Here is a 24084-nt window from a genome sequence, read left to right as displayed (position 1 = left end):
TTTGAAGTAAAAAAAGGTCACCGAAGTGACCTTTTTTCTCATCATGCTTAAGCAGATTTAACCGCTTCTAAAAGCTCAGCTTGACGTTTTTTCAACGCTTCTGGTAAACGATCACCAAGTTTGTTAAATAATTCAGTATGGCTTTCAAGTTCTTTGATCCATTGCTCTTTGTCTTGAGAAGTCACAAGGTCAAATTGCTCTTTCGTAAAGTCTGAACCAGTCCAGTTCAACTGTTCGTAAGTTGGAACACGACCAATTGGAGTTTCAACAGCGTCAGCACGACCTTCACAGCGATCGATAATCCACTCAAGAACACGCATGTTTTGACCGAAACCAGGCCATACAAAGTTGCCTTCAGCATCACGACGGAACCAGTTCACGTTGTAAATACCAGGAAGCTTGTTACCAGCAGCTGCAGCTTTCTCGCCAACTTTCTCACCCATTTCTAACCAATGTGTGAAGTAGTCAGCCATGTTGTAGCCAGCAAATGGAAGCATCGCAAATGGATCGCGACGAACAATACCTTGTTGACCAACAGCAGCAGCAGTTGTTTCAGAACCCATTGTTGCAGCTTTATAAACACCGTCAACCCAGTCAAATGCTTCTGAAATTAGAGGCACTGTGTCTGCACGGCGACCACCAAAGATGAACGCAGAGATTGGAACACCTGCTGGATTTTCCCAGTCAGCATCAATAGAAGGGCATTGACCAGCTGAAACTGTGAAACGCGCATTTGGATGAGCTGCTTTTTCTTCACCAGTATGTGGTTGACCTTTCCAGTTCGTTAGGTTGGCAGGTGCTTCTTTAGAAAGACCTTCCCACCATACTTCACCGTTGTCAGTCACGGCAACGTTTGTATAGATCACGTCTTTATGAAGCGTAGCCATACAGTTCGGGTTAGTCTTCGTATTTGTACCAGGAGCTACACCGAAGAAACCTGCTTCAGGATTGATTGCATATAAGCGACCATCTTCACCTGGTTTGATCCAAGCAATATCGTCACCTACAGTTTCAATCTTCCAACCTTCATAACCTGCTGGTGGAATTAACATTGCAAAGTTTGTTTTACCACAAGCAGATGGGAATGCAGCTGCGATGTAATGTTTTTCACCTTGTGGATTTGTCACACCAAGGATGAGCATGTGTTCAGCTAACCAGCCTTGTTGACGACCCATGAATGATGCGATACGTAATGCTAAGCATTTTTTACCAAGCAATGCGTTACCACCATAACCAGAACCAAATGACCAAATTTCACGAGTTTCTGGATAATGAACGATGTATTTTTCTTTGTTGCAAGGCCAAGCAACGTCTTTTTGACCTTCTTCCAATGGTGCACCTACAGTGTGTACACATGGAACAAATTCGCCATCAGTGCCTAGAACGTCATAAACAGCTTTACCCATGCGAGCCATTTTAGACATGCTGACTGCAACATAAGGAGAGTCAGTAAGTTCGATACCAATGTGAGCAATATGAGAACCTAAAGGTCCCATAGAGAAAGGTACAACGTACAAAGTACGACCTTTCATAGAACCGTCAAATAAACCGTTTAATTTTTCACGCATAACCGCTGGAGCTTCCCAGTTGTTAGTTGCGCCAGCATCTTCTTTGTTTTCAGAGCAGATAAAAGTACGGTCTTCAACACGAGCAACGTCAGAAGGATCAGAGTTTGCAAGATATGAACCAGGGTGCTTTTCTTGGTTAAGCGCTTGCATTGTGCCGTTAGCGATCATCAAGTCGATATAACGTTGATATTCTTCTGCGCTACCGTCACACCATTCAATTTTTGCTGGTTTTGTTAGTTTAGCAATCTCTTCCACCCAAGCAATAAGCTTAGGGTGACGAACGAATTCTGGTGCGTTCACTTGGGTCATGGTGAGGCCTATATCAAAAGTGTACAATGTGGTGTACAAATAATATCTAGATGCTGGTTTGCAGACTCTAGATTCAGTATGAAAAAAAGTGGCTGTATTAAAGCATATTTTCTTAAAAAAAATAAGACCAAAGGCTTAAATAGTGCTTAAGACTTGTTTGGTGTTAAGTTTATGTAATTATTTGATATTTTTTTAAAAAATGAGTAATTTCTTTTTCATTTTTAAATTTTATGTTTGGTATTTATAGTTAAAATATTCATTTAAAATAAAAACTTAATTAAAATATGAGATCAATTCTCATCATCGAAAAATCAAATGAACATCATTTAAAAATTACATAAATTGGCTTTTAATTGAGTAGTAAATAGACGAAATTTTAAAGTAATTCAATTTTTAAACTCATAAAATGAATTCAATGCTAAAGCCTTTGTCTATGATTTTTAATGAAAAATCTGGATTTCATGCCACCAATAATGATCAAATTTATGAACAACTTATGCATTATTGGACAGATCTAGGTTTTGAAATACAAGTTTTTGATATTGCTTCAGAAATGAGTGTTCAAGCACTCATCGAAAAAGTTCATCTTCGACATTTAAATCATGATAATCAGGGGGTGATTGTGGTTGCTGGCGGGGATGGAACGTTAAATTCTGTGGCTAATTATTTATTACATCAAACCATCCCTTTGGCAATTTTACCTTTAGGGACGTTCAATTATGTTGCACGGGTTTTGAATATTCCTTTAGATATTCTCGAAGCTGCAAAACTGGTGGTTGAAGGTAAGCCTAAAGCGGTACATGTGGCAAAAATTAATGATGCCATTTATCTAAATAATGCGAGTTTGGGTCTTTATCCATTGTTTATTAAAAAAAGAGAGTTATATAACCAAAAACTAGGGCGTCTACCATTACATGCCTATACTTCTGGCTTAGACGTGTTGATTCGTGATCGTAAAGAATTAAAGTTAGAAATTGAGGTGGATGGTGTAAATTATGCAGTTAAAACCCCTTTATTATTTTTAGGTAATAACCAACTTCAATTAAAAGAAATGAACCTCAATATCGCTAAAACGGCAGAAGAGGGTCGGGTTGCGGGAGTTGTACTTGCTCGCACGGATAAGCTGAGTATTTTTAAAACACTCATCCAACTCGTTCGTGGAAAATTAGATCAGGCAGCAGACGTATATAGTTTTAGTGCGGATCATGTGCGCATACGTTCTCATCAAAAAAAGATGACTGTAGCAATCGATGGAGAAATTATTCAACTGGATTCACCATTAGATATTCATGTTGAAAGAAATGCACTGACCTTAATGGTGCCACAATGATTTTACATTTGTCTGATTTGCATTTTGGGACTGAGCAACAAGATTGCTTAGATGCAATTACTCACTTTGTTGCAGAACATTTGATCGAAGCTGTTGTGGTCAGTGGTGATCTCACTCAAAGGGCAAGATTTTCACAGTTTTATCACTGCAAAAAATTTCTAGAAGAACTTAATGTTCCTTATATTGTGATTCCGGGTAATCACGATATTCCTTTGTTTCATTTATGGCGCAGATTTTTAAGTCCGTTTCATCGGTATAAGTTGTTTTTTGGTGACATGGAACAGACCTTAGAAACTGAGCATTTTTATATTATAGGAATCAATACAATTCACCCTAAGTACCATACCAAAGGTCGTATTACTGAGTTTCAAATTCAGGATGTTGATCAAAAAATTAAGGAAGCTCCTCAAGATAAATTAAAAATTCTGCTTACGCATCAACCTTTCTATAGTGGTGATCACGGTATAAATATGTCTAAAGATCGTCCTAAAAATACTGAAAAAGCCCTAAAGACATGGGCAAGCTCAGGGTTGAATGCAATTCTACATGGTCATTTACATGTATCTGCTGTTTATGATCTGAATAAGATTTTCCAACTTAATGCTCAACATCCAATATTGGATATTCATGCAGGTACCGCTACGTCACATCGTTTACATCATGACTTTTCTAATAGTTTTAATCTAATTGATGAAAAACTGAAGGTGCGTGAATATCGCTTTGATTCGAGATTCAAGAAATTTTATTTAGTTGCAAATCGGAATGAAGGCTAAATTATCGGAATGCCTAAAAAAAATACAAAAAATTAAATTTTTTTTCATTTTCCCCTTGAAGCAATTTTTTCCATCCCCACAAAAGTGACATCAAATAATTTTGGTGGTGATCTAAGGAAATTAAGATCACGACTATTAATCAAAAGACTTAGTCTGATGGAGTATTTTTATGAGCAACATTCGTCCATTACATGACCGTGTAGTAATTCGTCGTGTTGAAGAAGAAACAAAAACAGCTGGCGGCATTTTATTGCCAGGTTCTGCTGCAGAAAAGCCTGCTCAAGGTGAAATTATTGCAGTTGGTAATGGTCAGATCACTGACAATGGCGTTCGCGCTTTAGATGTAAAAGTAGGTGACAAGGTATTGTTTGGTACTTATGCAGGAACAACTGTGAAAGTAGATGGCGAAGAACTATTAATCATGAAAGAGTCAGATATTTTAGCTGTTTTAGAAGGCTAATTGATTCTTTTTAATACTACTCATTTAATCAATCAGATTTAGTAATTTTAATAATATTCGGAGTCAAATATGTCAGCTAAAGACGTTAAGTTTGGTGATTCAGCTCGCACAAAAATGATCGCAGGTGTGAATATCCTTGCAGATGCGGTTAAAGTTACACTTGGTCCTAAAGGCCGTAACGTAGTTATCGATCGTTCATTCGGTGCGCCACACATCACTAAAGATGGTGTTTCTGTAGCGAAAGAAATCACATTAAAAGACAAGTTTGAAAACATGGGTGCTCAACTTGTTCGTGAAGTTTCTTCTAAAACAAATGACATCGCAGGTGACGGTACTACAACGGCAACCGTTTTAGCTCAAGCAATTTTGAACGAAGGGATCAAGTCAGTAACTGCGGGTATGAACCCAATGGACTTGAAACGCGGTATTGATATTGCAGTTAAAGCTGTTGTTGCAGATATTAAAGCAACAGCTAAACCAGCATCTGATTCTAAAGCGATTGAACAAGTTGGTTCGATTTCTGCGAACTCTGATACGACTGTTGGTTCACTGATCGCTCAAGCGATGGAAAAAGTGGGTAAAGAAGGTGTAATCACTGTTGAAGAAGGTTCAGGCTTTGAAGATTCTCTAGATGTTGTAGAGGGTATGCAGTTTGACCGTGGTTATATTTCTCCATACTTCGCAAACAAACAAGATACATTAACTGCTGAATTGGAAAACCCATTTATCCTTCTTGTTGATAAGAAAGTAAGCAATATCCGTGAGTTGATTACTGTTCTTGAGGCAGTTGCGAAAACAGGTAAACCACTTCTTATCATCGCTGAAGATGTTGAAGGTGAAGCACTTGCAACGCTTGTTGTAAACAACATGCGTGGCATCATCAAAGTATGTGCTGTTAAAGCACCAGGCTTCGGTGATCGTCGTAAAGCAATGCTTCAAGATATCGCGATCTTAACTGGTGGTACTGTGATTTCTGAAGAAATCGGTATGCAGTTAGATCAAACAACACTTGAACATTTAGGTACTGCACACAAAGTAACTGTATCTAAAGAAAACACAGTGATTGTTGACGGTGCAGGCGATGCGAATCAAATTGCTGAGCGTGTTCAACAAATTCGTGCGCAAATCGAAGAATCAACTTCAGAATACGACAAAGAAAAACTTCAAGAGCGTGTTGCTAAATTAGCAGGCGGTGTAGCAGTGATTAAAATCGGTGCTGCAACTGAAGTTGAAATGAAAGAGAAGAAAGATCGTGTAGACGATGCTCTTCATGCAACTCGTGCTGCTGTTGAAGAAGGTGTTGTTGCGGGTGGTGGTGTTGCATTAGTACGTGCAGCTAAAGCACTTGACGGTGTAACGGGTATTAACGATGATCAAAACGTAGGTATCAACATCCTTCGTCGTGCGATTGAAGCGCCACTTCGTCAAATCGTATCTAATGCAGGTGACGAACCATCTGTAGTGATCAATGCAGTTAAAAATGGCGAAGGCAACTTTGGTTATAACGCTGCGACTGGTGAATACGGCGATATGCTAGAGATGGGTATTCTTGATCCAGCGAAAGTTACTCGTTCTGCACTTGAGCATGCTGCGTCTGTTGCGGGCTTAATGTTAACAACTGAGTGCATGATTACAGAGATCCCAGAAGATAAACCAGCTATGCCTGACATGGGCGGTATGGGTGGTATGGGCGGTATGATGTAATTCATCCCATAGCCTAAAAAATCCCCGCTTTAAGCGGGGATTTTTTTGTCATCTGTCTGATAAATATTTGAATACTATTGTAAATATTGAATAAAAGCCTAGTAGAGAGCTAATCTAAAGGAACATTAACACCATGATTGGGGGTGATGATGTTAACTGTTCAAGAAAATAAAATCATAGAAGAAATTTATGAGGCTGCCTTAAAGCCACATCACTGGGAAAATGTTTTAAAACAGGTCGTGGAATTTACACAGAGTTCAACGGCGATCTTTACTTACTTTGATCAGCTTCGGCCCGAACAAAATTTTATTTACACCATTAATATCCCGATTGATGGAATTCAAAATTATCAAACGTATAACTTAGATGTCGTAGACATGCGTATTCATGGTGAGTTAATGAATACCTATGGATTAGAGCATGCCTATCAAATTGATTGTCGATCATATGCTGAAACAGATAATGAGGATTTGAAAAGCTTTTATGAATATTGTTTAGTTCCTTCAAACATCTGTTATCTCAGTGGGGTATTGCTAGAGTATGGAAAATATAAATGGGGCGTGCTTGCGGTACATCGACCATCAGATGCAGTTGCTTATGATGCTGCTGAATTACAAAGTTTAGAAAGACTCGCAAAACACTTTAGAAGAGCGATTCAAATTCATCGACAAATTAAGTTTCTTCAACATGATAGAAGTAATTACACCGAAATTTTAGATAAGTTGAATGTGGGTGTACTCATCGTTCAATCTGATTTAGAAGTTAGATTTGTGAATCAGTATGCGAAGGATTGTTTGAATGATACGAGTATGATTGAAATAGATTTGCATAACAGATTAAAAATAATCGAGCCTTATAATACTCAATTAAAAAAATTGGTGCAGAGCACATTCAAAAAGAATGAGCGTTATTCATTAGAGAGGCATGATCAAGAAGAAGTTGGGGGTGCAATGCAGTTATATAGCGATCGACATCAATCAGCTTACTTAATCACAGTCTCACCACTTAAGGTGCTGTCAGATTCAATGATCTTAGACAATAATCAAGTTGCATTATTCTTATCAAAAATGCAGGATCGAAAACGCTTGTCTAAAATATTACTGAAATCAACATTCCAACTGACAGCTCGAGAAATTGAAATTTGTCAGCATTTTATGGACGATCAGCATCTTGAAAATATTGCTTTGAAATGTGGGATTACGCTGAGTTCACTGCGGACATATCTGAAAACGATTTATCAGAAGTTAGGATGCTCCTCACAAGCTGAAATGATGCGGATTTTGATCGAATTTATTGATGCTTTTCAGCATATTGAATAATCCCCCTTTAACGAAGATGTTGAAGGGGGATAAAATTAATTCATTCTGGTCAGTGTAAATGTGCCTTCATCTGCTACGGTAAAGCTTAAACTTTGAGTAGAAATTTGTAATGGTAAGCCTAAATGCGCGTCTGTATTGGATAATCCAGCACAACCATTTGTATCAATGCTGAGGGGCGTGGTAACAAAGAGCTTGTTGTCGCGTAATAGATAACGACCATACTCAATACCAGGGCCACCACAAGGTCCGTCATATGGATCTGGTTGATCATCGCCAACAGCATCAACCATAATAAAAGTGTTATTAGAATTAAATACGAAAATTTGTTTACCACTTGAGGACTGCCATGCGCCTACAATTCCACTATTATTTCGAGGAACTCGCGTAAACTCTGCACTTTCATCAGGATTTTCAGCTTCAGAAATCTTAAGTATAGATCCATCAAAAGATAGTTTCATTGAACGCGATTCCCCATGATCGAGAAGTCCCCAATCTTCATTGGTATCAATCACAGGCGTAGTAATATTTATTGAAGAAGCGTATAAACTTCCACTTAGGGCATCTAGATTTATTTTGGCGTATTCCATGCCATTTGAAGAACTATTAGGCTCGTTCGGGATTGGTTCACCGAGCATATATTCGCCATTCTCTCCAATAAATAACACAATTTCAGACTCATCATTTTTTGCATACCATACGCCTTGAATATCTTTGAGCAGTGAGCTGCTAAAATGTTCTTTAGCTTGCTCTTCACTGACTACTATATTGGAGGCAATTTCAGGAATATTGATAATTTGACCTTGAAGTCGCTCTCTAAAATCACTTGTCGCATTGCTGAAATCAATCGATGTTGGCGAGAAATTTGAAACATCATCTGGGATTTGTATGGTCTCTTTATCCTCATCGATATCCAATGATTGTAAAAAAATCAGTAGATTGATAATTCTCTTGTTACGTTCATCTGCATTTAAATCTTCATTCACGAGTTCATTTGGTGTCACACGAGCTAAACCTTGTACGGTACCAATTTCGATATCACCAATTTTAAATGTAATGACATCTCCATCTCGATATTCAAACTCCCCATTTGCATTGGTCTTCTTCGCATTGTCATTATTGCCATTCACGATATATGTCGCACCTGCTACTGGGCTGTCAGTCAGTATTCCTATTTTAATCTGATCATCATTTTTTGCGGATTTATCCGAACCACCACAAGCTGCTAAACAGGTACTGAGCGCCAGTGTTAGAAGAGCTTTTTTCATCATTTCCCCCAAATCATTCGTATTTTTGTACCTCGAATATAGTTTTAAAAAATTGAATATGACTATCCTCAAATTGGGAGGGGGTGATGGCATTAATGCTGCGTAATTTTAGAAGTTTTTTACTTTTGAGAAATTGCGCAAATTTTTTTTGAAGGATCAGATAAGCGGTTCATAGGTGAGGGCTTCATATTCTCTTCTTAATTCAATCAATGTTGATCGTTTCTGTTATTAGTTCTTGTTTTTTTATTCATAGTCACTGAATATCAATTAAATTTTTATATATTTTAATGAAAACACTTTCTAGAATTCTTTTGACGGCTTAACGACTATGTTATCTAAGTTCTTTATTGAACGACCTATTTTTGCTGGCGTACTTGCGATTATTGTCATGGCAATTGGTATATTTGCGGTGATGAGCTTACCGGTAGAACGCTATCCTGATATTGCTCCGCCAAGAATTACTGTATCAGCAACTTACACAGGAGCTGATGCCGAAACAGTTGAGGAAAGTGTCACACAGGTCATAGAACAACAAATTAAAGGAATTGATAACTTACTTTATTTTAGCTCTACCAGTAATGCATCTGGGAATAGTCGAATTAGTTTAAGTTTTGAAAACGGAACTGATCCAGACACAGCACAAGTCCAAGTTCAAAATAGCATTAATGGGGTGATCAATCGTTTGCCTGAAGACGTGCAGCGTCAAGGGGTCAATGTCTATAAATCCTTAGGTGACACCTTTATGGTGGTGGGGTTATATGACACTACGAACCAAAGTAATAATATTGCGTTGTCAGATTATTTGGCTGATCACATTGAACCAGAAATTGCGCGTGTAGAAGGTGTTGGTGAGGTTGATGTCTTTGGTTCTCAATATGCCATGCGTATTTGGCTAGATCCGAACTTATTGAAACAATATCAGTTGATGCCTAGTGATATTCGTGCCGCAATTGAAGCACAGAACACACAAGTTGCTGCAGGTGGAATCGGAGATTTACCGACAGTAGCAGACCAGTATCTTAATGCAAAAGTTACCGCTGGATCACGACTAAGAACAGTCGATGAATTTAAAAATATCATTGTCAAAGCGACTCCTGATGGAAGTTTTATTTATTTAAAAGATGTAGCACGCGTTGAGTTAGGTGCTGAAAATTATCAAGCTTTTAATACCATTAATGGATCACCTTCAGCAGGCTTGGCTGTTTCAATGTCATCTGGTGCAAATGCTCTTGCAACCTCAGCTAAAATTAAAGAAGTACTTGAGGACATTAAGAAAAAACTTCCTGAAGGCTATCAAATTGTTTACCCACGAGATAACACGCCGTTTGTTCAAGAGTCCATTAAAGAAGTTGTAAAGACCTTAGTTGAAGCCATTATCTTGGTCGTGTTGGTCATGTTTATCTTTTTACAAAGCTGGCGCGCAACACTTATTCCCACGGTCACGGTTCCAATTGTTATTTTGGGCACTTTCGCCGTCTTATTTGCGCTCGGAATGACCATCAATACGTTGACACTTTTTGCATTAGTTCTTGCGATTGGATTACTTGTAGATGATGCAATTGTGGTGGTCGAAAATGTCGAACGTTTAATGCATGAAAAGGGGCTATCTGCAAAGCAAGCGTCCATCTTATCTATGCAAGAGATGACGGGGGCTTTAATTGGAATTACAGTGGTGCTAACAGCAGTATTTATTCCGATGGCTTTTTTTACAGGATCGACAGGGGTTATATACCGTCAGTTTTCAATTACCTTGATCGCAGCCATGTCACTGTCATTGCTGGTCGCGTTAATTCTCACACCAGCATTGTGTGCGATTATTCTTAAACCCAAACAAAAAGAAGCAAAATGGGCGACATGGTTTAACGCAAAAATGGAATCATTACGATTGCATTATCTAAAATGGGTTGAAAAAAGCCTGTCATTAAAATGGATCGTTTTAACCAGTTTTGCTGGGTTAATTGTGATTTTTGCTTTGTTTTATAAGTCGCTTCCAACCAGCTTTATTCCAAGTGAAGATCAAGGTTTTATCAGTGTCCAATTCAGTTTACCTGAAGGGGCACCTATGACAGAAAGTCAGCTTGTTGGTGAAAGTATTCGAGAATATTTTCTTGAACAAGAAAAACAGAATGTTAGGTTGGTTCAAATTCGTTATGGACGAAATTTTTCAGGAACGGGTCAAAATTTAGGAACAGGATTTGTAGCATTACATCATTGGGATGATCGTCCAGGTGAGGCAAACTCTGCACAAGCCATTCGTGAACGAGCGATGGAGTTCTTTAGAAAAGACAGTCGCGCTCGGATTATGGTGAGTTTGCCAGGTTCTGTAAGTGGTCTTGGCGATACCAACGGCATCGAGTTTTGGCTGCAAGATTTAAATGGACAAGGACGACAGTATTTAGAAGATCAATTTCAAGCGCTAGAACGACAGGCAATCAACTTCACAACTTTTGAAAATTTGGGAAAACGCTCTAATCCAGATAAAGCCAAATTGAAAGTGAATATCAATCAAAAGTTAGTAATGGCGAATGGTCTTTCACAATCTGCGATTAACAGCACTTTGGCTGCAGCTTGGGGTGGTTCCTATGTGAACGACTTTATTGATCGCGGACGTATTAAACGCGTCATGATGCAGGGTGATGCCGAGTATCGTTCAAAGCCTGAAGATCTCAATTTATGGTCTGTACGAAACAATCAAAATCAAATGATTTCATTTGGTAATTTTGCCACTGTGGATTGGGATGGAGGCCCTGATGTGGTGACTCGTTTCCAAGGTTATTCCGCGCTACAAATGGAAGCAGACACTGCAAAAAATGTGAGCAGTGGTGCTGCAATGCGTGATATCAAGTCTATGGTTGATCAATTAGATGGGGTTGGGCTAGCATGGAGTGGATTATCGTTTCAAGAGCAACAATCGAGTACACAAGCCATTTGGCTTTATCTCATCTCTGTTGGCTTTATCTTTCTATGTTTGGCTGCCTTATATGAAAGTTGGTCGATACCTTCTGTTGTGATTGCTGCTATTCCATTGGGTATTGGCGGTAATATTATTTTTAGTTGGTTGGTCGGATTTCCAAATGATATTTACTTCCAAATTGCGTTACTTACGACGATTGGGTTGTCATGTAAAAATGCCATCTTAATTGTTGAATTTGCGGCAATGGCTCAGGAGCGTGGAGCTAATGCGATTGCTGCTGCTTTACAAGGTGCAAGTTTACGCTTACGTCCAATTTTAATGACTTCACTTGCTTTTGGTGCAGGGGTTATACCTTTGGTATTTGCATCAGGTGCAGGTGCTGCCAGTCGTCAAGAAATTGGTGTCAGTGTCCTTGGGGGGGTAATTTTCGGCACAATTTTAGTTCTTGTATTTATTCCCTTTATGTTTGTTATCGTTCGGAATATTTTCAAATATAAATCAAAATCAGCATCTGAAACTTAATATGGTATCCGCAGTACAGCGAGTATTGTACTGCGGTTGATCTAATCCATTTTTAAATATCAGTTTTTGACAAGATCAATACGCACTAACATTTTCAATTAGTGTTAGCATGCCTTGCGTAATTCTAAACGATAATAAATGAAGCGATTATGGATCAAATTAAACAAGATCATAAAATTGAAGCATTACAACAAGCATTGATCAATTTTGATGTCGCTCAGATTGATCATATTGCGGATACGATTAATCCTGCAGATTTGGCTTTGTTTTTACAGCAATTAGAAATTGATCAACAAATACAACTTATCCACCATTTAGAAAACGCAGCATATGTATTTGAGTTTTTGCCACTCAATCATCAAGTACAGTTGGTTAAAAAAATGGACGGCATAACTACAGTCCAGTTAATTCGTTCAATGCATTCGGATGCTAGAACTGATTTGTACAAAGCTTTACCGGATCAGATTAAAACATTTATTTTTGCGAATTTAGATCGAGAAACGAAGCAGCAAGTTCAATCTTTGGCACTGTATGCTGAGGAAACAGCTGGTGCGATCATGACATCTGATTATGTCACTTTGCCATCAGACATCTCAATGCAACAAGCTTTAGAGATTTTGCGCCATTCCGCCAAAGATACTGAAACCTTATATCTGATCTATATTACCAATCAATTTCAGAAACTTGAGGGTGTAATTTCTCTTCGAGAAATTGTGCAAGCACCTTTGGATAAAACAGTCCAAGAAGTCATGACCACTGACGTCATTTACGGACGGGTAGATGAGGATCAGGAATCAGTGGCAAAAAAATTAAGCCACTATGATTTTATAGCCTTACCCATTTTAGGTCATGATGATCATCTACTCGGTATCGTCACTTATGATGATGCTATGGATGTATTCCAAGAAGAATTTACCGAGGACTTTTTGAAAAGTGGGGCGGTAGAGCTTAAAGAAAATATCAGTATTCGTTCAGCACCAATATTATTTTTATTTAGACAACGTGTTTTTTGGCTAGTGTTTCTGGTCTTTGGCAGCCTACTTTCGAGTATTGGGATCGCTCATTATGAAGACATCATTGCTGCGCATATTGTTTTGGTTTTCTTTTTACCGCTATTGGTTGGGAGTGGTGGTAACGCAGGCTCACAATCTGCAACCTTGATGGTTCGAGCAATCGCAACTGGCGATGTAAAAGCCAAGGATTGGTTTGTGTTGCTTGGTCGTGAAGCGATGGTTGCTCTATGTTTGGGTGCAACGATGGCTGCAGCTGTTTCAATTCTTGGCTATATCCGTGGAGATATGATGGTCGCTTTAGTGCTTGCGATCAGTATGATGGGTATTGTCATGATGGGCTGTCTGATCGGGATGAGTTTACCATTTGTACTCAATAAATTAGGACTCGATCCTGCAAGCGCGTCTGCGCCCTTGGTCACTTCAATATGTGATGCAACTGGTGTGTTGGTCTATTTATTTATTGCTTCACAACTCTTATTCTAAGGCTATGGCTGATGGAGTATCTTTGCAGGATGTTGCTTAAATGACAAATAAAAATAAATTAACCCAAGCTGAAGTCATCAAAATGGAACGCGATCTTGCCAAGTTCGCAAACATGATGGATTCCGTCGTAAGAATTCCATTCACTAAACAAGGGGTAGGGGCTGATGCAGCATTGAGTACGATTCCTGTGGCGGGTGACGTAGCTGGATTTGTACTTACGTGTTATGCAGTATTACAAGCTCGAAAAATCGGTGTGCCCCAATCTAAATTGAATGGCGTGCTTAAACTTGCTGTGATGGATGGTGTAGTAGGTTTAATCCCTGTTGCAGGTACACTCTTTGATGTGTTTATTCGACCGAGTCGCAAGGCTTTAGATGTGGTTCATGATCATATCCGTGAAGAATATCAGATTCATTCTGACCATCATGTGGTACACCCATTTTTACATGAAAACTTAGAGCGTAAACAGCAGGACTCTGCCTTCTGGCGAAATCCTGTCGTGGCATGGATTTGGATTCATATTCCTGATTTACTGGGTCTTCTGTTTTTAAGTATTTTTGCTGTTGCCTTATGGTTTGCTGTCACGTTCTTATGGCAATGGTTTCAATCTATTTAAAGTATTATAGATTGAGTCCATTAAAAAAGCCTCCCTATGGAGGCTTTTTTTAGATGCAGATTAAGGACAATCAAGTTGTTGTAATGCTGCTACACGTTGCTCAATTGTTGGGTGTGTTTGGAAGAGTGCAGCAAGGCTGAATCCTTCTTCACGACCTGATGAAATTGAGAACGCTTTCATTTCTTTAGGCATTTGATCTGGCATTTCAGTTTCTGCTTGCAAGCGAAGTAATGCACTGATCATGGCTTGTTTACCTGCTAAACGCGCGCCAGCCTCATCAGCACGATATTCACGATAGCGAGAGAACCACATCACAATTGCCGAAGCAAGAATACCGAATACGATATCTAACACGATTGTAATGAGGAAATAGCTCCAGCCCGGTGCTTCACCTTCTTCACGACCAAATACGTTGCGATCTACAAAGTCGCCGACGATACGCGCGAAGAACATCACAAACGCGTTGACTACACCTTGCACTAAAGCAAGGGTGACCATGTCACCATTTGCAACGTGACCAATTTCATGCGCCAGCACTGCACGTAATTCATCTTTATTCATGCGTTCCAATAAGCCTGTTGAAACAGCGACTAAAGCATCGTTTTTGTTCCAACCAGTTGCGAAAGCATTTGATTGATAAGATGGGAAAATACCAACTTCTGGCATTTTAATACCAGCACGTTGAGAAAGTTGTGCCACTTCATTGAGTAACCATGCTTCCGCTTGGTTGCGTGGAGCATTGGGATCAATTAACTCTGTACCTGTGGTTTTCTTTGCAATCCACTTTGACATGAATAGGGAGATTAAAGAACCCACCATACCAAAGACAAAACAGATCACAAGTAAATTGCCAAGATTCAAGCCACCCGCGCCATGGTAACTACCGACACCGAAGAGTGACAAGATTATGCCAGCTACCACCAGTACCGCGAGGTTGGTCAGCAAAAACAAACCAATCCGCATCATCGAGAAAATCCTCTTATAAATAAAATTTAATAAGCTTTTTGAATTAAAAAACCTACGTCAAATATGCTTTCGAATAGGGAAAATTTCAAGAAAAAAATAAAAAATATAACGAAAAAAATTGAGATTAATTCGAAATATAGATCTTCGCTGATGCTGTGGCATTATTTGTAGAATATGAACCAGCTGGTGCGTCAGTAAAACTGCCATCAGCGGCCACAATAATTTGGCGAGGAGGTGACTTTGGTTTAGATGGTGCAGTCACTTGAGCTGATAAATTCTGATTGTTATAGCTCGGTGAACTTAACTTAGAGGATGCTGAAGCTGCATAACTATTGGTTGGATTTGAGCCTACACCATTGGCGTATAAATTATTGTAACGACTGAGTACACGTCTGACATAGTCTTGAGTTTCACGAAAGGGCGGAATTCCACCATATTTAGCAACATTTCCTTCGCCAGCATTATAACCCGCTAATGCCAATTGCGTATTGCCATTAAAGCGTTTCAATAGCCAAGCCAAATATTTTGCACCAGCGAAAATATTTTGTTCAGGATCATATGCATTATTGACATTAAATCGTTGTGCAGTCGCAGGCATCAATTGCATAAGACCCTGAGCACCAACAGGGGAGCGTGCATGTATATTAAAACCAGACTCTGTGTGCATCACCGCTTTAATGAGTCCTTCAGAAATGCCGTGTCGTTGAGCTGCTTGGCGAATATAGCCATCAAAGGCATTTCGATTTTTACTATGGCTTGGAAGAACAGATGCTTCGTTGCTTCCCCAATTGCTGTAACTATGAATATTGCTATCTGGATAGTAGGTTTTCTTTTCAACTTTAAGATGGTTGTATTTGTTTTTGCGGTTGGTCAGTACGGTAGTGCCGTTTGAATCTTTCAGCTGATAGATTGTTTGACCTGCAGAAGCCTGTGGCGAGAATATTAGAAAATTCACACACCCAAATAACGCTATGACTTTTATTTTATTTGTAGTTTTCATCATTCGAACACTATTTTTGTCCCTAAATGATATGTGGGTGATTTTCTGCAATGGAGATGTCTCTCAACTATGTAATGTTTTTTAACAATTCGTTGTAAAAAAATCAAGTCTTAATTGTTGGCTTAATATCCAAAAAAATTATTTATTTTTATTTATAAACAACTGCTTGACACATATAAGTCATTGAATTTTAATAATATAGAATAGTGGTTAAAAAATGATCAATCTAAGGGAAAGCACCATCTTATCTTGCCAAAACTTTGTCAACCCCTAAAAAGTCCACAATTTTATCCACAGGTTTTGTGGAAAACTGTGGAAAAGTCCAAAAGATAAGCAATTCGACTAAAAAATGAACCCAAGCGTCCATTTTAGATGCGTGAATAAGACAGTGTTATGAAAAAATAAAAATTAGATGTAAAAAACAGATTCTTTAGATGCGATTAAGCACTGAATCGGCTAAAATTGCGCAGTATTTTTTTTATGGTTAATGTCGTCTATGTACTCGCCAGTTGAATCCAACCAAGGATTTAATTTTAAGCCAGAGCCACCTACGAGCTCTGCATATTATCGTTTATTGAAAAAACTTCGTCGTCAAGTAGGTCATGCAATCCGTGACTACAAAATGATTGAGGATGGCGATAAGGTCATGGTATGTATTTCAGGTGGTAAGGATAGCTATACCATGCTGGACATTCTCCTGCAGTTTAAACGCATAGCACCGATCAACTTTGATGTTGTGGCTGTGAATCTTGATCAGAAACAACCAGGGTTCCCTGAGGATGTATTACCCCGTTATTTAGAAGAAAATAACATTCCCTACTACATCTTAGAAAAAGATACATATAGCATTACCAAAAAGCTTACACCTGAAGGTAAAACCTATTGTGCAGTGTGCTCACGCTTGCGCCGTGGTTCTTTATATGGTTTTGCTCAAGAAATTGGCGCGACCAAAGTTGCTTTAGGTCATCATCGTGATGATATTATGGCAACGTTCTTCTTGAACCTATTCCATGGCGGTAGTTTAAAGGCGATGCCACCAAAACTACTTTCATCGGATAAAAAGAATATTTTGATTCGTCCTTTGGCGTATGTTGAAGAGAAAGACATCATCAAATACGCTGAAATGCGCAAATTCCCAATTATTCCATGTAACTTGTGTGGTTCGCAGGAAAACTTACAGCGCGCAATCATCAATGATATGTTGCGTGAATGGGATAAAGCTCATCCAAAACGTTTACACAGCATTTTTGGCGCGTTACAGAATGTCTCGCCATCGCAGTTGGCTGACCGAGATCTTTTCGATTTTGAAGCCTTAGATGGACAACGTGAAGTTGATTTTGATGTAACTTGTTCAACAGCCGAAGGGGACACACCAAATAAGCGTATTAGCATGGTCAATCTCGGTTTTGCTGCTGAGTAATTCGTCTTAATAAAAAAGCACTTTTCGAAGTGCTTTTTTTATTTCTTAGATTTTTACATTTTAATGAAGGTGTTGAGTCGATTTACAAAATGATGTTTTTTGTCACTTTAGGTCGTAGTACCGATACAAAAAATCATTGACAAACTTGTGAAAAAATAAAGATTTGATGATATTTAGGCGATTAGTTTTATTTACAAAAAAAATCGAACGCAGAGTACAAAAAAACGTATCGCATTTGGAAAATATCATGCTATAACTCTCTCAAGCGTAAAGCTTCTACATGTTGTTATCTTGGATAGGTAACGCAATAAATTGAATAAATACATCGAGGAAAGAACATGCCTGCATTTTTAACTGATGATTGGTTTGCAAACGTTGAGAAACTTACAGCTGAAGCTGGTGATTTGAACTTACCACCATCATTAGCAAATCTAGCATTGAATCTTGTAGTAACAGGTAGCGAAGGAACGACTGAATTAGCGCTTGATAGCGGTAAGATCCAAAAAGGCGCTTCTGCGAATGCTAAAACAACTTTAAACTTAGATGCGGATACTTTACGCAAAGTATTCTTAGAGTTTGACATGGCTGCTGCTATGCAAGCATTTATGACTGGTAAAATCAAAGTTCAAGGCGATATGTCTCAATTGATGGCTTTACAAACAGCGAAGCCAAGCCAAGAACAAAAAGATTTGTTCAAAAAAGTTTTAGAGCAAACTACTTAAGACTTTTTAAACAAAAAAAAGCTTACCTTTAGGTAAGCTTTTTTTGTTAAATACTCACCAAACTTGGTGTCGTTTTAATATGTTCTAAATAAGCACGAATACGAGTGACGTATTGGATCGCTTGCTTATAACGCGTATTGTGCGATTGATTACGGTAAAGAAAATCATATACCTGTATCCAATCATTCGGATTTTTTCCTTGGGCTTTTAGGCGCTTCATAATCGCATCTGTGGCACCTGGCCCCATATTGTAAGCCACGAGGGCATACCAATAACGATCATGTTTAGGAATATAATCATATTTCGACATCATCAGATCAAAATACTTCGCACCACCTGCAATACTTTGAGCAGGATCAACACGATTCGACACACCCATTGCTTTTGCTGTGTTGTTGGTGAGCATCATGATGCCACGCACACCTGTAGGAGACACAGAATTCGGTTTTAAGAACGACTCTTGATAGCCTATCGCAGCGAGAAAGTGCCAATCTAAGTCGTATGTTTGGGCTGACTTTTTAAAGCTAGCTTTATAAATTGGCATACGTGTTTTCAGATTGCGCTGAATAGTATCCCAATCATCTTGTTTAACCACGTTGCGGTTGTAGAAAGATGCCATTTGACGGATAGCACCATTTTGCTTGCTTTGACAAACAAAACCGCTGGCAGTATCTGTTAAAGGATCAGCAGCATTTTTAAAAACCCAATTGATTTCTGGATTAAGCCCATTTTTGCGTAAGCTTTCAAGGTCACCACATGATGCGGAAAAACCTGAAAGATTCTTTTGCTCAATGGTCATGATCGATGCTGTGGTCACCGCAAAATGAGCTTTACCTTGCTGCACCATTTTCAAAGCGGCTTCATTACTTTGAACCGTTTTAAAATCGAGTTTTACATTTAAGTTTTGAGCATAACTGCTCACCAAGTCATAGCCAAAGCCATGTTTGAAGTTACCGTCTTTAAAAACCACGGTGGGATTTGACACGGCCACCACTGTAAGTTTGTTCGAATTTACAATGGAGTTGTATTGGTTGTCGGTCTTTGTTGCATTTAATGCATGAAATGGGATAAATGCTGTAGCGAGGACCATCGCTTTAAACGAGAGAGAAGAAGTTAGTGAATTAAGGCAAAGCCTCGATCCAGTGTTTGAACTACTGCGCATGTTGTCTCCGCTACAAGTAATTTATGCCCAAAAAAAGCAAAAGCAGTACCGCCTTAAACTTTTATTTAAAGTTGATAAATTCAATTAGGGTGGGCGTCATGAACGTCATTCAAAATGACATGTGTGGGTGGATAAAATATTGAAGAAAAGATCTTCGTACAAAAAGTAATCAAGCTAAAACATGGGCGCATATTAATGGTCAATTTTACTCATGTCAAATTTTGTACAAAAAAAAATAAAAAACATGGTTTTAAGATTTTGATTAATAAAGAGAAAAAACTTTATAAAATTCTTCCATGTAGAAATGCGGTATAAAATGTTGCAATGTGTCGCTATAACGTAAGCAAAATACTCATTTTATCGCCTATGAAATCGAATTTAATTACCCGAAGTGGGCATGACAAATTGGTCGCAGAACTACAATATTTATGGCATGAGGAACGACCTGAAATCACCAAAAAAGTGAACTGGGCTGCCAGTTTAGGTGATCGTTCTGAAAATGCAGATTATCAATACAATAAACAAATTTTACGAAAAATAGACCGTCGTGTTCGTTACCTCGGTAAACGACTTGAAGAGTTGCGGATTATCGATTTTTCTCCTGAACAAGAGGGCAAAGTATATTTTGGCGCTTGGGTAGACATCGAGAACGAGGAAGGACAACTAAAAACGATTCGGATTGTCGGTGTAGATGAAATTTATGATCATCATCCTCAACATATTTCAATAGATTCACCTATGGCACGTGCAATGTTAGGTAAGCAAGTAGATGATGAATTTGAGGTACATACACCCTTGGGGAAAAAAACATGGTTTATTAATTCAATTTGCTATGAAAAGTTCGAATATTCAGCAAAATAGTAATTTCTGATTTAAAAATAGGCAGGCGAGCAAAATTTCTTAGAAAAGTGTTTGCCAATTTTAAAAAATATTTATATGATAGCCGCCATTGGAAGCGTGGCAGAGCGGTTTAATGCACCGGTCTTGAAAACCGACGAGGGTGTGAGTCCTCCGTGAGTTCGAATCTCACCGCTTCCGCCAAATTTTTAAAAAGCCACTAATCATTAGTGGCTTTTTTTTATTTTCTTCATATTCGTGCGATATTAAGACAGATATTTACTGTTTTATTTAATTTTTGAGCATGGCATAAAAAACCACCCTAAGGTGGTTTTTCTACAGCGTTTAAACCACTTTTTCTGGAAGATCGAACCAAATCACACGAGCATCTTCTGATGCTTCAATCTGCGCTGGATCAATAAATGCAATAGCATCTCCAGCATTCACAGTGTGCTCTGCGACTTGAATTGAACCACTAATCACATGTAGATAGCTGACATGTTGTGTTGCAACAACTTCAAGTGAATGACCTTTCTCCAAAACAGCTGTTTTAACCTCCGCATTTTGGCGAATATGCATGGGTGCTTGTTCTGTCGGTCCACAAATCAGATGCCATTGGTTCGGTTGTTCAGCAGGATCGAGTTGAATTTGTTGGTAATTCGGCTCTGCATTGCGCTGATTTGGAATAATCCAGATTTGCAGTAAATGAACTGTTTCATCACCTTGGTTGATTTCACTGTGTTGAATGCCTGTACCAGCACTCATCAGTTGCCATTCACCAGCTTTGATATCACCGTGGTTACCCATACTATCTTTATGTGTAATCGCTCCCTGTAATACACAGGTGAGAATTTCCATATTGTCGTGTGGATGTGTACCGAAACCTTGATGACCTGCAATGAGATCATCATTAATGACACGGAGAGCACTGATGCCCATGTGGTTAGGGTCATACCAGTTCCCAAATGAGAAGCTGTGTTTGGATTCTAACCAACCCATTTTTACATGACCACGTGATTCACTGCGATGTAAATAAGCATTCATGATGATGCTCCTTTCATTATTCTTAAACATGATGTTATTTTAATAGTTTAAAATGAATAAGATAGTGGATTAGGACAACGTATCGTTCTAATTTTGAAACATAAAAAGGATAAAAAAGCCTGCTTGAAGCAGGCTTTTTAAAATTAGACTATTCTAAGAATTTTACTGTAACGCCAGAACGAACTTTATTACCCAAATCATTCGCATCCCAGTTGGTTAAGCGGATACAACCGTGTGAAGCTGTCTTTGAAATACTTGATGGATTAGGTGTGCCGTGAATACCGAACGATTTTTTGCTTAAACCGATCCAGATATTACCTACAGGGCCATTAGGACCAGGTGGTAATGAAAGTGGCTTCAAGTTTTTACCTTGTACAAAGTTACTTGGTGAATAGCTATACCAAGGGTTTTTCGCTACGCCAGTAATTTTGTATGTTCCTGTCGGTGATGGAGTGTCAGCACTACCGATAGTTGCTGGGAATGAACCAACCATTTGGTTTTGTTGGTTAAACAAATAAAGTTGTTTAGCGCCTTTATGTGCCACGATTAAATGAATATTTTCTGGAAGTTCATTGCGAATGTTGGTCACAATAAGCTTTTCACCCGCTTTCTTAAATGTCGCTTTAGGATTTAGTTTCTTGAGAAACTCTTCATCCATATGGAATTTTTCAGCCAGCATTTCACTTACACGAGTGTAATAAAGACCTTTCATTTTCGCTTGTAAAGCATAGTCATGAGGAATTGAGGCTGCATAAGGACCTTTTAGGTCTGCTTCGGTAATCGTATATTCAACATAAGCAGGTTTACCAGCTTGGCGTGCAACTAGAGCATCCCAAGTTTCTTTCGTCAAAACACCTGTAGCCTTTAAACCATTCATTTGCTGGAATGAAGCAATTGCTTTAAGTGTATTTTTTCCACTTGTACCGTCAATAGCACCTGGTGAAGCATGTGAATTATTTAACATTACATGTGCACGGGCATATACAGGGAATAGACCTTTGCCAATATTTTCATACCATTCAGCATTATTCAGACTGTCTAGCGTCCATGAATTTGCTGTAGCAGGTGCTGATGTAGATGAAGCTGGATTTGTCACTGCTGAAGATGCAGGTGCACTGCCAATGTCCGCAGTGCTATCCTCAGTTCTTTCTAGGTTTTGAAGCGTATCTGCAGCTTGATTTAGATCATTTTGCTCTTGCTGGCTAATTTGGGCTTCAGAGCTAGATTCTACCGCGAGAGGATCAATTGGATCTTGAATAGTATCTAAACTCGTTTTTGTAATTGGAGAAAGCGGTTGTTCAGCAGAACCAGAAGCAGCCAATGCAGTTCCAGACATAATACAACTTAAACTCAAAGCAAGAATTGAGCGAACGAACATGTAATTCAACCTTAAGAATTATTCATATTGATTTATAAAAACACGGATAAAGTATTGCAGAAAAAACACGGATATGCAGTATTTGTTTTGTTTAAATCAAATAAATTCCGATAGTCTCAATCTTTATTTTCATTCTAACTAAATACTTTAAAGTGCAGCTTTTTGGTATGATGAATGGAATTTCAATTTTGCATCGAGAAAGTAAATGACGACCTTAAAAAATGATCGTTTTCTGCGTGCCTTATTACGTGAACCTGTGGACTGCACGCCAGTTTGGATGATGCGTCAGGCTGGTCGATATTTACCTGAATATCGTGCGACACGCGCAACTGCGGGTGATTTTCTTTCTTTATGCAAAAATAATGACTTTGCTTGTGAAGTGACTTTACAGCCGCTTCGTCGCTATGACTTAGATGCAGCCATCCTATTTTCAGATATTTTGACTGTTCCTGATGCTTTGGGCTTAGGACTATATTTTGAAGCTGGGGAAGGACCAAAATTTAAGAAAACAGTCCGTACTGAGCAGGATGTAGCCCAATTACCAAAAATTGATGCTAAATCGGACTTAGACTATGTCATGAATGCAGTGTCGACAATCCGATCAGCATTAGGTGGCCAGGTACCGCTAATCGGGTTTTCTGGGAGTCCATGGACACTCGCGACGTATATGATCGAGGGTGGGTCGAGTAAAGATTTCCGTTACACCAAGCAAATGATGTATGCACAACCTGAAGTTTTACATGCCTTGTTAGATCATTTGGCTGATTCAGTCATAGATTATTTGAACGCACAGATTGAAGCAGGTGCGCAGGCGATTCAAATTTTTGACAGTTGGGGTGGTGCACTTGCACATCGAGAATATCAAGAATTTTCCCTCAATTATATGCACAAAATCGTGAAGGGTTTAAAGCGTGAAAATGAAGGCCGCAAAGTACCAGTAATTTTATTTACCAAAGGTGGTGGTCAATGGTTAGAACCTATGATCGCAACTGGCGCAGATGCGTTTGGACTAGATTGGACAACCCCTTTAAATGTTGCACGTCAAACTGTTGCTGGTCGCGCTGCCCTACAAGGTAATTTAGACCCTGCAACATTATATGGCTCTCCTGCGAGTATCGAAAAGTCAGTAAAATTAATGCTCGATGATGCATATGCTGCTGGTGAAAAAACGGGTTATGTTGCAAACCTTGGACACGGTATCACCCAATGGGTAGATCCTGCGAATCCTAAAGTTTTCATTGATACGGTACATGAGTACAGCGCAAAATATTTAGGCTAA

The 24084-nt window shown here is 38.8% G+C and carries 19 protein-coding genes and 1 tRNA gene; 13 read left to right on the top strand and 7 right to left on the bottom strand.

Features of this window, described 5'->3' with window-relative positions:
- Nucleotides 1–47: 47 nt before the first annotated feature.
- Nucleotides 48–1877: a phosphoenolpyruvate carboxykinase (GTP) gene (locus AC1M9H_RS04915; protein WP_481588545.1), complete on the bottom strand. Its 1830-nt coding sequence runs from the start codon at nucleotides 1875–1877 to the stop codon at nucleotides 48–50.
- A gap of 406 nt (nucleotides 1878–2283) precedes the next feature.
- Here AC1M9H_RS04915 and AC1M9H_RS04910 point away from each other — a divergent pair, with 406 nt between their 5' ends.
- From AC1M9H_RS04910 to AC1M9H_RS04890, 5 genes are all read left to right on the top strand, one after another.
- Nucleotides 2284–3207: a diacylglycerol/lipid kinase family protein gene (locus AC1M9H_RS04910; RefSeq protein ID WP_481589682.1), complete on the top strand. Its 924-nt coding sequence runs from the start codon at nucleotides 2284–2286 to the stop codon at nucleotides 3205–3207.
- Nucleotides 3204–3980: a metallophosphoesterase family protein gene (locus AC1M9H_RS04905; RefSeq protein ID WP_481607126.1), complete on the top strand. Its 777-nt coding sequence runs from the start codon at nucleotides 3204–3206 to the stop codon at nucleotides 3978–3980. Before AC1M9H_RS04910 ends, AC1M9H_RS04905 begins: the two co-directional genes overlap by 4 nt.
- 169 nt (nucleotides 3981–4149) lie before the next feature.
- Nucleotides 4150–4440: a co-chaperone GroES gene (locus AC1M9H_RS04900; RefSeq protein WP_004810787.1), complete on the top strand. Its 291-nt coding sequence runs from the start codon at nucleotides 4150–4152 to the stop codon at nucleotides 4438–4440.
- A gap of 69 nt (nucleotides 4441–4509) precedes the next feature.
- Nucleotides 4510–6144, top strand: a complete 1635-nt coding sequence (gene groL, locus AC1M9H_RS04895; RefSeq protein ID WP_035266940.1) for a chaperonin GroEL — start codon at nucleotides 4510–4512, stop codon at nucleotides 6142–6144.
- 146 nt (nucleotides 6145–6290) lie between these two features.
- Nucleotides 6291–7463, top strand: coding sequence for a LuxR C-terminal-related transcriptional regulator (locus AC1M9H_RS04890; RefSeq protein WP_481612881.1), 1173 nt, complete (start codon nucleotides 6291–6293; stop codon nucleotides 7461–7463).
- A 35-nt stretch (nucleotides 7464–7498) separates the two neighbouring features.
- Here AC1M9H_RS04890 and AC1M9H_RS04885 read toward each other — a convergent pair whose 3' ends face one another.
- Complete coding sequence (locus AC1M9H_RS04885; protein ID WP_481612880.1) at nucleotides 7499–8731, bottom strand: hypothetical protein; 1233 nt, start codon at nucleotides 8729–8731, stop codon at nucleotides 7499–7501.
- A gap of 325 nt (nucleotides 8732–9056) precedes the next feature.
- On the opposite strand from AC1M9H_RS04885, the gene AC1M9H_RS04880 reads away from it, so the two are divergent.
- From AC1M9H_RS04880 to AC1M9H_RS04870, 3 genes are all read left to right on the top strand, one after another.
- Nucleotides 9057–12164: a multidrug efflux RND transporter permease subunit gene (locus tag AC1M9H_RS04880; protein ID WP_481612879.1), complete on the top strand. Its 3108-nt coding sequence runs from the start codon at nucleotides 9057–9059 to the stop codon at nucleotides 12162–12164.
- 158 nt (nucleotides 12165–12322) lie between these two features.
- Entirely contained in the window at nucleotides 12323–13660 is a 1338-nt protein-coding gene (gene mgtE, locus AC1M9H_RS04875; RefSeq protein ID WP_481612893.1) for a magnesium transporter, read from the top strand.
- Nucleotides 13661–13700: 40 nt separating this feature from the next.
- Nucleotides 13701–14276 carry a DUF4112 domain-containing protein gene (locus AC1M9H_RS04870; RefSeq protein WP_481612878.1) on the top strand — a complete coding sequence of 192 codons (576 nt, stop codon included), beginning with the start codon at nucleotides 13701–13703 and terminating at the stop codon, nucleotides 14274–14276.
- Nucleotides 14277–14336: 60 nt separating this feature from the next.
- Here AC1M9H_RS04870 and htpX read toward each other — a convergent pair whose 3' ends face one another.
- Together htpX and AC1M9H_RS04860 are read right to left on the bottom strand one after the other, a co-directional pair.
- Nucleotides 14337–15242, bottom strand: a complete 906-nt coding sequence (htpX, locus tag AC1M9H_RS04865; RefSeq protein WP_035266954.1) for a protease HtpX — start codon at nucleotides 15240–15242, stop codon at nucleotides 14337–14339.
- Between the two features lie 124 nt (nucleotides 15243–15366).
- Nucleotides 15367–16224, bottom strand: a complete 858-nt coding sequence (locus tag AC1M9H_RS04860) for a lytic transglycosylase domain-containing protein (protein WP_481595671.1) — start codon at nucleotides 16222–16224, stop codon at nucleotides 15367–15369.
- 514 nt (nucleotides 16225–16738) lie between these two features.
- Here AC1M9H_RS04860 and ttcA point away from each other — a divergent pair.
- Nucleotides 16739–17662, top strand: a complete 924-nt coding sequence (gene ttcA, locus AC1M9H_RS04855; RefSeq protein WP_035266955.1) for a tRNA 2-thiocytidine(32) synthetase TtcA — start codon at nucleotides 16739–16741, stop codon at nucleotides 17660–17662.
- A 338-nt stretch (nucleotides 17663–18000) separates the two neighbouring features.
- Nucleotides 18001–18384 (top strand): SCP2 sterol-binding domain-containing protein, encoded by a 384-nt coding sequence (locus AC1M9H_RS04850; RefSeq protein WP_092765941.1) that lies wholly within the window; start codon nucleotides 18001–18003, stop codon nucleotides 18382–18384.
- 46 nt (nucleotides 18385–18430) lie between these two features.
- Here the strand turns inward: AC1M9H_RS04850 and AC1M9H_RS04845 are convergent, their stop codons facing one another.
- The gene (locus AC1M9H_RS04845; protein WP_035266964.1) at nucleotides 18431–19546 is read right to left on the bottom strand and encodes a transglycosylase SLT domain-containing protein; all 1116 of its coding nucleotides are present in this window, start codon (nucleotides 19544–19546) and stop codon (nucleotides 18431–18433) included.
- A gap of 366 nt (nucleotides 19547–19912) precedes the next feature.
- On the opposite strand from AC1M9H_RS04845, the gene greB reads away from it, so the two are divergent.
- Entirely contained in the window at nucleotides 19913–20407 is a 495-nt protein-coding gene (gene greB / locus AC1M9H_RS04840) for a transcription elongation factor GreB (protein WP_481612877.1), read from the top strand.
- 90 nt (nucleotides 20408–20497) lie between these two features.
- A tRNA-Ser gene (locus AC1M9H_RS04835) sits at nucleotides 20498–20587 on the top strand.
- Nucleotides 20588–20728: 141 nt separating this feature from the next.
- Here the strand turns inward: AC1M9H_RS04835 and AC1M9H_RS04830 are convergent.
- A complete protein-coding gene (locus tag AC1M9H_RS04830) occupies nucleotides 20729–21427 on the bottom strand; it encodes a pirin family protein (RefSeq protein ID WP_481612876.1) in 699 nt (232 codons plus the stop codon).
- Between the two features lie 148 nt (nucleotides 21428–21575).
- Nucleotides 21576–22805, bottom strand: coding sequence for a L,D-transpeptidase family protein (locus AC1M9H_RS04825; protein ID WP_481612875.1), 1230 nt, complete (start codon nucleotides 22803–22805; stop codon nucleotides 21576–21578).
- A gap of 205 nt (nucleotides 22806–23010) precedes the next feature.
- Here AC1M9H_RS04825 and hemE point away from each other — a divergent pair, with 205 nt between their 5' ends.
- A complete protein-coding gene (gene hemE, locus AC1M9H_RS04820; protein WP_092765946.1) occupies nucleotides 23011–24084 on the top strand; it encodes a uroporphyrinogen decarboxylase in 1074 nt (357 codons plus the stop codon).

It is taken from the genome of Acinetobacter sp. ANC_7512, from assembly GCF_056779935.1.
Note: the sequence above shows the minus strand (reverse complement) of the source record. Positions and strands in the feature narration are given on the sequence as shown.

Coding starts and splice junctions, on each gene's coding strand:
- AC1M9H_RS04915 (WP_481588545.1), bottom strand. CDS start 1,877: ATGACCCAAGTGAACGCACCAGAATTCGTTCGTCACCCTAAGCTTATT.
- AC1M9H_RS04910 (WP_481589682.1), top strand. CDS start 2,284: ATGAATTCAATGCTAAAGCCTTTGTCTATGATTTTTAATGAAAAATCT.
- AC1M9H_RS04905 (WP_481607126.1), top strand. CDS start 3,204: ATGATTTTACATTTGTCTGATTTGCATTTTGGGACTGAGCAACAAGAT.
- AC1M9H_RS04900 (WP_004810787.1), top strand. CDS start 4,150: ATGAGCAACATTCGTCCATTACATGACCGTGTAGTAATTCGTCGTGTT.
- groL (WP_035266940.1), top strand. CDS start 4,510: ATGTCAGCTAAAGACGTTAAGTTTGGTGATTCAGCTCGCACAAAAATG.
- AC1M9H_RS04890 (WP_481612881.1), top strand. CDS start 6,291: ATGATGTTAACTGTTCAAGAAAATAAAATCATAGAAGAAATTTATGAG.
- AC1M9H_RS04885 (WP_481612880.1), bottom strand. CDS start 8,731: ATGATGAAAAAAGCTCTTCTAACACTGGCGCTCAGTACCTGTTTAGCA.
- AC1M9H_RS04880 (WP_481612879.1), top strand. CDS start 9,057: ATGTTATCTAAGTTCTTTATTGAACGACCTATTTTTGCTGGCGTACTT.
- AC1M9H_RS04870 (WP_481612878.1), top strand. CDS start 13,701: ATGACAAATAAAAATAAATTAACCCAAGCTGAAGTCATCAAAATGGAA.
- htpX (WP_035266954.1), bottom strand. CDS start 15,242: ATGATGCGGATTGGTTTGTTTTTGCTGACCAACCTCGCGGTACTGGTG.
- ttcA (WP_035266955.1), top strand. CDS start 16,739: ATGTACTCGCCAGTTGAATCCAACCAAGGATTTAATTTTAAGCCAGAG.
- AC1M9H_RS04850 (WP_092765941.1), top strand. CDS start 18,001: ATGCCTGCATTTTTAACTGATGATTGGTTTGCAAACGTTGAGAAACTT.
- AC1M9H_RS04845 (WP_035266964.1), bottom strand. CDS start 19,546: ATGCGCAGTAGTTCAAACACTGGATCGAGGCTTTGCCTTAATTCACTA.
- greB (WP_481612877.1), top strand. CDS start 19,913: ATGAAATCGAATTTAATTACCCGAAGTGGGCATGACAAATTGGTCGCA.
- AC1M9H_RS04830 (WP_481612876.1), bottom strand. CDS start 21,427: ATGAATGCTTATTTACATCGCAGTGAATCACGTGGTCATGTAAAAATG.
- AC1M9H_RS04825 (WP_481612875.1), bottom strand. CDS start 22,805: ATGTTCGTTCGCTCAATTCTTGCTTTGAGTTTAAGTTGTATTATGTCT.
- hemE (WP_092765946.1), top strand. CDS start 23,011: ATGACGACCTTAAAAAATGATCGTTTTCTGCGTGCCTTATTACGTGAA.